General features: G+C 74.0%; 8 protein-coding genes. 7 read left to right on the top strand and 1 reads right to left on the bottom strand.

The genetic code is table 11. The features are described from left to right. Positions 1-64: 64 nt before the first annotated feature. Complete coding sequence (murA, locus tag ACFWEP_RS25125; protein WP_387373089.1) at positions 65-1,405, bottom strand: UDP-N-acetylglucosamine 1-carboxyvinyltransferase; 1,341 nt, start codon at positions 1,403-1,405, stop codon at positions 65-67. Between the two features lie 271 nt (positions 1,406-1,676). Between murA and ACFWEP_RS25120 the strand changes: the two genes are divergently transcribed. The 7 genes from ACFWEP_RS25120 to ACFWEP_RS25090 all read left to right on the top strand — a co-directional run bounded on the left by ACFWEP_RS25120 (position 1,677) and on the right by ACFWEP_RS25090 (position 10,364). Then, positions 1,677-2,237 (top strand): YqgE/AlgH family protein, encoded by a 561-nt coding sequence (locus tag ACFWEP_RS25120; RefSeq protein ID WP_387373087.1) that lies wholly within the window; start codon positions 1,677-1,679, stop codon positions 2,235-2,237. A 30-nt stretch (positions 2,238-2,267) separates the two neighbouring features. Continuing rightward, positions 2,268-2,555, top strand: a complete 288-nt coding sequence (locus tag ACFWEP_RS25115; RefSeq protein ID WP_328721419.1) for a DUF3039 domain-containing protein — start codon at positions 2,268-2,270, stop codon at positions 2,553-2,555. Positions 2,556-2,736: 181 nt separating this feature from the next. Further along, on the top strand, positions 2,737-4,425 hold the full coding sequence (locus ACFWEP_RS25110; protein WP_387373085.1) for a beta-N-acetylhexosaminidase: 1,689 nt from the start codon (positions 2,737-2,739) through the stop codon (positions 4,423-4,425). 425 nt (positions 4,426-4,850) lie between these two features. Then, positions 4,851-5,747, top strand: coding sequence for an FAD binding domain-containing protein (locus tag ACFWEP_RS25105; RefSeq protein ID WP_386889566.1), 897 nt, complete (start codon positions 4,851-4,853; stop codon positions 5,745-5,747). Beyond that, positions 5,744-7,861, top strand: a complete 2,118-nt coding sequence (locus tag ACFWEP_RS25100) for a 2Fe-2S iron-sulfur cluster-binding protein (RefSeq protein WP_387373084.1) — start codon at positions 5,744-5,746, stop codon at positions 7,859-7,861. The genes ACFWEP_RS25105 and ACFWEP_RS25100 overlap by 4 nt, the downstream gene beginning before the upstream one ends. Continuing rightward, positions 7,858-8,013 (top strand): hypothetical protein, encoded by a 156-nt coding sequence (locus ACFWEP_RS25095; RefSeq protein WP_387373082.1) that lies wholly within the window; start codon positions 7,858-7,860, stop codon positions 8,011-8,013. The genes ACFWEP_RS25100 and ACFWEP_RS25095 overlap by 4 nt, the downstream gene beginning before the upstream one ends. Next, positions 8,010-10,364, top strand: a complete 2,355-nt coding sequence (locus ACFWEP_RS25090) for a xanthine dehydrogenase family protein molybdopterin-binding subunit (protein ID WP_387373081.1) — start codon at positions 8,010-8,012, stop codon at positions 10,362-10,364. The genes ACFWEP_RS25095 and ACFWEP_RS25090 overlap by 4 nt, the downstream gene beginning before the upstream one ends. The last annotated feature ends 88 nt before the right edge of the window (positions 10,365-10,452 follow it).

Genomic DNA, 10,452 nt, shown 5'->3' with positions numbered 1-10,452 from the left:
GCCCCGGTCCGCGCGATGCGGGCCGGGGCGGCGGGCTTCTCGGCCGGACGGGACCGGGAGCTGGTCAGACCAGTGAACCGCCGGGCAGCTCGACCTTGGCGCCGAGCTTCTCGAGCTTCTCCATGAAGTTCTCGTAGCCGCGGTTGATCAGGTCGATGCCGTGGACCCGCGAGGTGCCCTCGGCCGCCAGCGCCGCGATCAGGTACGAGAAGCCGCCACGCAGGTCGGGGATGACCAGATCCGCGCCCTGGAGCTTCGTCGGGCCGGAGACGACCGCGGAGTGCAGGAAGTTGCGCTGGCCGAAGCGGCAGTCGGAACCGCCCAGGCACTCGCGGTACAGCTGGATGTGCGCACCCATCTGGTTGAGCGCAGAGGTGAAGCCGAGCCGGGACTCGTACACCGTCTCGTGGACGATGGACAGGCCCGTCGCCTGCGTCAGCGCCACCACCAGCGGCTGCTGCCAGTCGGTCTGGAAGCCCGGGTGGACGTCCGTCTCCAGCGCGATGGCGTTCAGCGGGCCGCCAGGGTGCCAGAAGCGGATGCCCTCGTCGTCGATCTCGAAGGCACCGCCGACCCGGCGGAAGGTGTTGAGGAAGGTCATCATCGAACGCTGCTGGGCGCCGCGCACGTAGATGTTGCCCCCGGTCGCCAGCGCCGCCGACGCCCAGGAAGCCGCCTCCAGGCGGTCCGGGATCGCCCGGTGGGTGTATCCGTCGAGCTTGTCGACACCGGTGATCCGGATGGTCCGGTCGGTGTCCATGGAGATGATCGCGCCCATCTTCTGCAGCACGCAGATGAGGTCCTCGATCTCCGGCTCCACGGCCGCGTTGGAGAGCTCGGTGACGCCCTCGGCGAGCACCGCCGTCAGCAGCACCTGCTCGGTGGAGCCCACCGAGGGGTACGGCAGCCGGATCTTCGTGCCGCGAAGCCGCTGCGGGGCCTCCAGGTACTGCCCGTCCGCCCGCTTCTCGATCGTCGCGCCGAAGCGGCGCAGCACGTCGAAGTGGAAGTCGATGGGCCGGCCGCCGATGTCGCAGCCGCCGAGACCGGGGATGAAGGCGTGGCCGAGGCGGTGGAGCAGGGGGCCGCAGAAGAGGATCGGGATGCGGGACGAGCCCGCGTGCGCGTCGATGTCGGCGACATTGGCGCTCTCGACGTGCGTCGGGTCCAGGACCAGCTCGCCCGGTTCCTCACCCGGGCGCACCGTCACACCGTGCAGCTGCAGCAGCCCCCGGACGACCCGCACGTCACGGATGTCGGGAACGTTGCGCAGCCTGCTGGGACCGCTGCCGAGCAGAGCGGCGACCATTGCCTTGGGCACCAGGTTCTTGGCGCCTCGGACGCGGATTTCGCCCTCCAGCGGGGTGCCGCCGTGGACAAGCAGGACATCGTCTGTGCCGGTCATGAATCTCGCGTTCCGGAGTGGTCGGGCAGGGGGCCGATGAAAAGGGTAATGGCCTCCTACCCCCCGCCCGGCAGGCGATGCGGCGTGTACCGGTGCGAGGAATCCGACGTGACACGCTCCGCGCGCCGCCCCTCGCGCAGCGTCACCGCTCCGGCGGTGTCCCGGGCGTGCGCTCCCCCGTGCTCCCGCGCGCCCGAACCGTGGCCCCGGGCGGGCCCGCGCAACGGCTCTTCGGCCCCCGCGCGGGCCCGGGATGCGGGATCATCTCCTCATGACCGAGGTGTCCTCCCTCACAGGCCGGCTGCTGGTGGCCACACCCGCTCTCGCGGACCCGAATTTCGACCGTGCGGTGGTGCTCCTCCTCGACCACGACGAGGAGGGCTCGCTCGGCGTGATCCTCAACCGCCCCACCCCGGTGGAGGTCGGCGACATCCTCGAACCCTGGGCCGGCCTGTCGGGCGCGCCGGACGTCGTCTTCCAGGGCGGACCGGTGTCGCTGGACTCCGCCCTCGGGGTGGCCGTCATCCCCGGCGACGAGGGCCCGCTCGGCTGGCGCCGGGTGCACGGAGCGATCGGCCTGGTCGACCTGGAGGCTCCGCCGCAACTCCTCGCGGCGGCCCTCGGCTCGCTGCGGATCTTCGCCGGATACGCCGGCTGGGGCCCCGGTCAGCTGGAGACCGAGCTGGAGGAAGGCGCCTGGTACGTGGTCGATTCGGAGCCCGGCGACGTCGCCTCCCCTCAGCCGGAGAAACTCTGGCGCGCCGTCCTGCGGCGCCAGCGCAGCGAACTGGCCATGATCGCCACGTATCCCGACGACCCTTCGCTGAACTGACGGCCGCGCTCTTCAGTACCCTTGGCGCTCATGAGCACTCTTGAGCCCGAGCGCGGGGCAGGTACGGGGACCCTCGTAGAGCCGACACCGCAGGTGTCGAACGGCGACGGCGACCACGAGCGCTACGCCCATTACGTCCAGAAGGACAAGATCATGGCGAGCGCCCTGGAGGGCACGCCCGTGGTCGCACTGTGCGGGAAGGTCTGGGTGCCGGGGCGGGACCCCAAGAAGTACCCGGTCTGTCCGATGTGCAAGGAGATCTACGAGTCCATGGGCGCCGGCGGCGGCAAGGACAAGGGCGGCAACGACAAGAAGTAGTCGCGGGCGGTCCTCCCCCGTCGGGGAGCCGGGTCGTCCCCGGCCCCGTGAGCAACGGTCCCCGTGTCCCGCCGGGCACGGGGACCAGCTGTGCCCGGCGGTCCTCCGTGTGCTTCCCTCGCCGTCTCCTGGTCCGGACCATTGGTTCCGTTTCCGGCCTGTGTGATGAAGGATGCGCCCCATGCACACGGACACACTCAGCCCGGCAGGGGCCCAGGAGCCGGCGGGCACCGTCACCACCCTCGGCCTCGTACCGGCGCCCGCCCGCACCCGCACCCGCGACGACGCCCCGTTCGTCCTGGACGCGGCCACCACCCTGGCCGCGGGCCCCGGCACCGGCTCCACCGAGCGCTGGCTGCGGTCCACGCTCGGCGCGGCCTACGGCCTCCCGCTCGCAGCGGGGCGGGCCGGCGGGCCCGGCGCGATCGAGCTGCTGACCGACCCCGGCCTGGCGCCCGAGGGCTACCGGCTGACGGCCGGGGCCACGACCGGCGTACGCATCACGGGCGGCGGCCCCGCCGGAGTCTTCCTCGGCGCCCAGACGCTCCGCCAGCTCCTCGGCCCCGGGGCGTTCCGCCGCGCCCCGCTCGCCCCCGGCGCCCGGCCCGCCGTCCCGGCGGTCGAGATCGAGGACGCCCCGCGCTTCGCCTGGCGCGGTTTCATGCTCGACGTCGCCCGTCACTTCACGCCCAAGGACGACGTGCTGCGCCACCTCGACCTGCTGGCCGCGCACAAGCTGAACGTCTTCCACTTCCACCTCACCGACGACCAGGGCTGGCGCGTCGAGATCAAGCGGTACCCGCGTCTCACCGAGCGCGGCGCCTGGCGGTCCCGTACCAAGTACGGCCACCGCTCGTCCGACCTCTGGGACGAGACCCCGTACGGCGGCTTCTACACCCAGGACGACATCCGCGAGATCGTCGCGTACGCCGCCGAGCGGCACATCCGGGTCGTCCCCGAGATCGAGATCCCCGGCCACTCGCAGGCCGCCATCGCCGCCTACCCGGAGCTCGGCAACACCGACGTCACCGACACCGCCGCCCTCACGCCCTGGGACCGCTGGGGCGTCAGCACCCATGTGCTCGCCCCCACCGAGGCCGTGCTGCGGTTCTACGAGGGCGTGTTCGAGGAGATCCTGGAGCTCTTCCCCGCCGAGGTCTCGCCCTTCGTGCACGTCGGCGGCGACGAGTGCCCCAAGGACGAGTGGAAGGCGTCCCCCGCCGCGCAGGCCCGGATCGAGGAACTCGGCGTCGGCGACGAGGACGGCCTCCAGTCCTGGTTCGTCCGCCACTTCGACCGCTGGCTCACCGCCCGGGGCCGCCGGCTCATCGGATGGGACGAGATCCTGGAGGGCGGGCTCGCCGAGGGCGCGGCCGTCTCCTCCTGGCGCGGGTACGCGGGCGGCGTCGCCGCCGCCGAGGCGGGCCACGACGTGGTGATGTGCCCGGTGCAGCAGGTCTACCTCGACTACCGGCAGGACGGCGGTCCGGACGAACCGATCCCCATCGGGTACGTCCGCACCCTGGAGGACGTCTACCGCTTTGAACCGGTGCCGCCGGGCCTCTCCGAGGAGGCCGCCCGGCACGTCCTCGGCACCCAGGGCAACGCCTGGACCGAGGTCATGCACAACCGGGCCCGCGTCGACTACCAGGTCTACCCGCGCCTGGCCGCCCTCGCCGAGGTCGCCTGGTCCGAGCTGCCCGCCCCCGCCGAACGCGACTTCGCCGCCTTCGCCACCCGCATGGAGGCGCACTACGCCCGGCTGGACGCGCTGGGCGTCGAGTACCGTCCGCCGGGCGGCCCGCTGCCGTGGCAGCGCCGCCCCGGAATCGGCGGCCACCCCATCGAGGGCGCACCCCCGGTCGTGTGATTCCGCCCGCCCGCGATGTTGCCCGCGGCCGGGCGGAATCGGGGGGCGGTCCGGACGCGGGGGAGGGCCGGGGGACCGTTTCGGAGGGCGGACCGGGTGGTGCGCGAGTTGGCCGAAACTTTGCGTTCAGTCCGGAGCCCGTTCAGGTGCCCAGACCGCCCCGCACCACGTGCCGTCAGGGACGAACGGCTCTTCGCGACCCCGCGCGCGGCCCTCGGCGACGCGCCGTGGAGTGGCCATTCACACCCCGTACCGAAGTAGTACGAACCAGGATTTTCGGGCCGTTCGGTGACGGATACAACCTTCGTGGACCCTCGCGCCGGACCTGCCGGAAGATGTGCCAGAGTTGCCACGTCCGGGCTGTGAGCACGTACCGTACGGCGGAACGGGCCGGAGGGCCTGGACACCGGGAAGGGGCAGCTGGGTTGACCACGCACGCACCGCAGGCGACGCAGTCGGTGACAATGCCTGCATCGATCGACGAGGCTGTGGCGGCCCTCGGCGCCATGCCCGCCGCGGTTCCGGTGGCCGGTGGCACGGACCTCATGGCAGCCGTCAACCAAGGCCTGTTGCGCCCCTCGGGACTCGTCGGACTCGGCCGCATCAGCGAGCTGCGTGGCTGGAACTACCAGGACGGCCACGCCCTGCTCGGTGCCGGCCTCACCCACGCCCGCATGGGCCGCCCCGACTTCGCGGCCCTGATCCCCGCGCTCGCCGCCTCCGCCCGCGCCGCGGGCCCGCCCCAGATCCGCAACGCGGGCACGCTCGGAGGCAACATCGCGAGCGCCGCACCGAGCGGCGACACCCTGCCCGTGCTGGCCGCCCTGGAGGCCGAGCTGGTCATCGCCGGCCCCGGCGGGCGCCGCCGCGAGATGCCGGTCTCCTACCTGCTCGCGGGCCGTGAACTGCTCGAACCCGCAGAACTGATCGCCTTCGTCCGGGTCCCGTTGCTGCACGCCCCGCAGGTGTTCCTCAAGGCCACCGGACGCACCGGGCCGGGCCGGGCCATGGCCTCCGTCGCGATCGTCCTCGACCCGGCCCGCCGCGGGGTGCGGTGCGCGGTCGGCGCCATCGCGCCGATGCCGCTGCGCCCGCTGGAAGCCGAGCAGTGGATCGCCTCCCTCATCGACTGGGACGGCGCTCGGGGCCTGGCCCCCGACGCCTTGGCCGCCTTCGGCGAGTACGTCGCCGCGGCCTGCATCCCGGACCAGGTACCGTCGGCCGAAGGGGAGGCACCACCACCGCTGCCACCCGCCGTTCTGCATCTGCGGCGCACGGTCGCCGCGCTGGCCCGGCGCGCGCTGGGGAGGGCACTGTCGTGAGCAACGAGAACAACCCCCAACAGCACGACCAGCAGGGGGAGTACGAACCCGAGCCGCGCTACGGGTCCTGGCAGCCGACGCGCCAGAGCGGCGAGTACGACGCGGACGCGACGGCCTTCGTCCAGCTGCCGCCGGAAGACCTGGCCGACGCCCCGCTGGCGGCTCCCGGCCACGGCTACGTACCGCCGATGATCCTGCCGCTGACGCCCGCCGCCGGTCACGATCCGGCCGCCGGGGGCGGCTGGAACGCGCGGTCGCAGCCGGACGAGCAGGCCCCCCGGTACGGCTCCGACGGTTCCGGCCCGTCCGGCGCGGTGCACTGGCCGGACCCGAACCAGCAGAGCCCGTACGCCCCGTACGAGCAGTCGGGCGCGCACCACACCGCGCAGTGGAACTTCACCGAGGGCTTCGACGGAACCGGTGCGGCGGACGGCACCGGCCACGGTCCGGACACCGCCGTCCACCAGGGAGGGTACGGACCCGGGACCACGGTGTACGGGGCGGACTCCGGCTCCGGCTACGAAGCGGCCCCGGCCCACGAGGGATACCCGCCGTACACGGTGCCCGGGGCCTACGAGCCGCCCTACGAGGGCGAGCACGGCACCCGGGGCGCCGGGGACCACCAGGGTCACGAGGGCCACACCGGTCATCCGGACACGTCCGGGTTCCAGGACCACGCGGGGCACTCGGACCACACCGGTCACCTGGACACGTCCGGGCTCCAGGACCACGCGGGGCACTCCGATCACACCGGTCATCTGGACACGTCCGGGCTCCAGGACCACGCGGGGCACTCGGACCACACCGGTCACCTGGACCTCTCCGACCACGGCGACCCCGTCGGCCACACCGGCCAGTGGACGATCCCGGTCGCCGACGGGGAGCTGCCGGACGAGTCCGGGGAGTTCGCCCCGTCCCCGGCCCTCACGCAGTGGTACACCGGCGCCACCCCGCCGGCCACACTCCCCGGCGGTGCCCCCGCGCCCTGGGCGACCCAGGACTTCGTCGTACCGGACCCGGAACCGCAGGCGGAAGCCGGGCGCGAGGCGGAGTCCGAGCCGGAGTTCCGCACGGAGTCCCAGCCGGCACCCGTCCCGATGCCCGGAGCGGTGGCCGTGGACCCGGAGGCCGGCGCCCCGGTCGAACTGCCGGACGGGCAGCCGGTGGGCGCCGGTGACGACCCGGCGCCTGCTGCCGTCGTGTCCCCGGTGCCCGGGGACGAGCCCGGCCACGCCCCGGACGCGGAGACCGCCCCGCAGGCCCCGGACGCGCTCGACGTCCCGGACGCGGCGGACCCGGCGGACCCGGCGGACTCGGCCATCGCGGCGGACCCGGCGGACGTCGACCCGCACCCGGCTCCCGGGGAGGGCGAGGTCCCGGCCGAGTCGGCACCGGCCGAGTTCGCACCGGCCGAGTCGGCGCCCGAGGAGTCTGCGCCCGAGGAGTTCGCGCACGGGGAGTTCGTCGCCGAGGGCGTTCCGCTCGCGCCGGAGGCCGTACCGCTGCCGAGCGAGCACCCCGGCGCCTCGTACGTCCTGCACGTCAACGGCGTCTACCGGCCGGTCTCCGACGCCTGGATCGGCGAGTCGCTGCTCTACGTGCTCCGTGAACGGCTCGGCCTGGCGGGCGCCAAGGACGGCTGCTCGCAGGGTGAATGCGGTGCCTGCAACGTCCAGGTCGACGGCCGCCTCGTCGCGTCCTGCCTCGTGCCGGCGGCCACCACCGCCGGCAGCGAGGTCCGGACGGTCGAAGGACTCGCCGTCGACGGCGAACCCTCCGACGTGCAGCGCGCGCTCGCCGCGTGCGGAGCCGTCCAGTGCGGTTTCTGCATCCCCGGCATGGCCATGACCGTCCACGACCTGCTGGAGGGCAACCACGCCCCCAGCGAGCTCCAGACGCGTCAGGCGCTGTGCGGCAACCTCTGCCGCTGTTCCGGCTACCGGGGCGTGCTCGACGCGGTACGCGACGTCGTGGCCTCCCGTGCCGCGAGCGCCGAGGCCGCCGCCTCGTCCCCCGCCGGAACCACGGACGCCCCCGAGGCGCGTATCCCGCACCAGGCGCCGCCCGGCGCCGGTGGCGTCCAGGGCCCACCGCACCCGGGAGACGCGCGGTGAGCCCCGCCGCCCCCTCCCCGTCCGTCCGCCCGTCCACCTCGGTGGACGTACGCCCGGCGCACCGGCGTCACCACGACGCCACCCCCCAGGTCAACGTCACCGGCACCCCCAGCCGCCGCCGCGGCGGAGCGAACGACAAGGAGGCGGCGTGACCAGCGACGCGGCCACCGCGGCCAACGCGACCAGCACCACCCTGCCCCGGACCGACAGCGCGTCCGGCCCTTCCGGCACCCCCGGCACCGAGGTGCCCGCGCACGGACTCGGCGCCTCGCTGCCGCCCGCCGACGCCCGCGCCAAGACCGAGGGCACCTTCCCGTACGCCGCGGACCTCTGGGCCGAGGGGCTGCTCTGGGCCGCCGTGCTCAGATCGCCGCACCCGCACGCACGGATCGTGTCCGTCGACACCACGGCCGCCGCCGAGATGCCCGGCGTGCGCGCGGTCGTCACCCACCAGGACATCCCCGGCGAGACCCTCTACGGCCGCCAGGTCGTGGACCGCCCGGTCTTCGCGTCCGACCTGGTGCGCCACCACGGCGAGGCCATCGCCGCCGTCGCGGCCGACCACCCGGACACCGCGCGTCTCGCCGCCGCCGCCATCGCCGTCGAGTACGAGGTCCTGGAGCCGGTCACCGACCCGGAGAAGGCGTTCGAGGCCGAACCGCTGCACCCCGACGGCAACCTCGTCCGCCACATCCCGCTCCGCTACGGAGACCCCGACGTCACCGGCGAGATCGTCGTGGACGGCCTCTACCGCATCGGCCGCCAGGACCCGGCGCCCATCGGCGCCGAGGCAGGGCTCGCCGTGCCCCGGCCGGACGGCGGCGTCGAGCTGTACACCGCCTCCACCGATCCGCACACCGACCGCGACCTCGCCGCCGCCTGCTTCGGCCTGGAACCCGACCGGGTGCGGGTCGTGGTGACGGGCGTCCCCGGCGCCACCGGCGACCGCGAGGACCCCGGCTTCCAGATCCCGCTCGGCCTGCTGGCCCTGCGCACCGGCTGCCCGGTGAAGCTCGCCGCCACCCGCGAGGAGTCCTTCCTCGGCCACGCCCACCGGCACCCGACGCTGCTGCGCTACCGTCACCACGCGGACGCGGAAGGCCGATTGGTCAAGGTCGAGGCCCAAATCCTTCTGGACGCCGGGGCGTACGCCGACGCGTCCTCCGAATCCCTCGCGGCGGCGGTCGCGTTCGCATGCGGGCCGTACGTCGTCCCGCACGCCTTCATCGAGGGCTGGGCCGTCCGCACGAACAACCCGCCCTCCGGTCACGTCCGGGGCGAGGGCGCGATGCAGGTGTGTGCCGCGTACGAAGGCCAGATGGACAAGCTGGCGGCCAAGCTGGGCATCGAACCCGCCGAGATCCGGCTCCGCAACGCCCTGTCCACCGGCGATCTCCTGCCGACCGGCCAGACCGTCACCTGCCCCGCCCCGGTCGCCGAACTCCTCGAAGCCGTCAAGGGCTTCCCGCTCCCCGTACTGCCGAAGGACACTCCCGAGGAGGAGTGGCTGCTGCCCGGCGGCCCGGAGGGCGCCGGTGAGCCCGGAGCCGTACGCCGGGGGGTCGGGTACGCCCTGGGCATGGTCCACATGCTGGGGGCGGAGGGCACCGACGAGGTCTCGACGGCCACCGTGCGCGTCCACGACGGCATCGCCACCGTGCTCTGCGCGGCGGTCGAGACCGGCCAGGGCTTCACCACCCTCGCCCGCCAGATCGTGCAGGAGACCCTCGGCATCGACGAGGTCCACGTCGGCGCCGTCGACACCGACCAGCCGCCTGCCGGACCGGCCACCCACGGCCGGCACACCTGGGTCTCGGGCGGGGCCGTTGAGCGCGCCGCGAAGATGGTGCGCACCCAGTTGCTCCAGCCGCTGGCCCACAAGTTCGGCATGTCCGTGGAGCTGCTCCAGATCGCCGACGGCAAGATCACCTCCTACGACGGGGTGCTGTCCACCACGGTCGCCGAGGCGCTGGACGGCAAGGAACTCTGGGCGACCGCCCAGTGCCGCCCGCACCCCACCGAGCCGCTGGACGAATCCGGCCAGGGCGACGCCTTCGTCGGGCTCGCGTTCTGCGCGGTCCGCGCGGTGGTCGACGTCGACATCGAGCTCGGCTCGGTCCGGGTGGTCGAGATGGCCGTCGCCCAGGACGTCGGCCGGGTCCTCAACCCGGCCCAGCTCGCCGCCCGCATCGAGGCGGGCGTCACCCAGGGCATCGGCGCCGCGCTCACCGAGAACCTCCGGACCGCCAAGGGCCTGGTCCGCCACCCCGACCTCACCGGGTACGCGCTGCCGACCGCCCTGGACGCCCCGGACATCCGCATCGTGAAACTGGTCGAGGAGCGCGACGTGGTCGCCCCCTTCGGTGCCAAGCCCGTCTCGGCGGTCCCCGTGGTCACCTCCCCGGCGGCGGTGGCCGCCGCGGTCCGCGCCGCGACCGGCCGGCCGATCAACCGGCTCCCGGTCCGCCCCCAGGCGGCGGTGGCGGCGGCCCCGAAGGGCTGAGGCTTCGAGACCGTGTCCGGTCCCCGCGCTCCGGCGTGGGGACCGGCCCGCCGGACGGGTGCCCGCACACGCGAAGGCGGCCGTCCCC

Origin of the sequence: Streptomyces sp. NPDC060198, assembly GCF_042728415.1 — a bacterium.
Taxonomy (GTDB): domain Bacteria; phylum Actinomycetota; class Actinomycetes; order Streptomycetales; family Streptomycetaceae; genus Streptomyces.
Note: the sequence above shows the minus strand (reverse complement) of the source record. Positions and strands in the feature narration are given on the sequence as shown.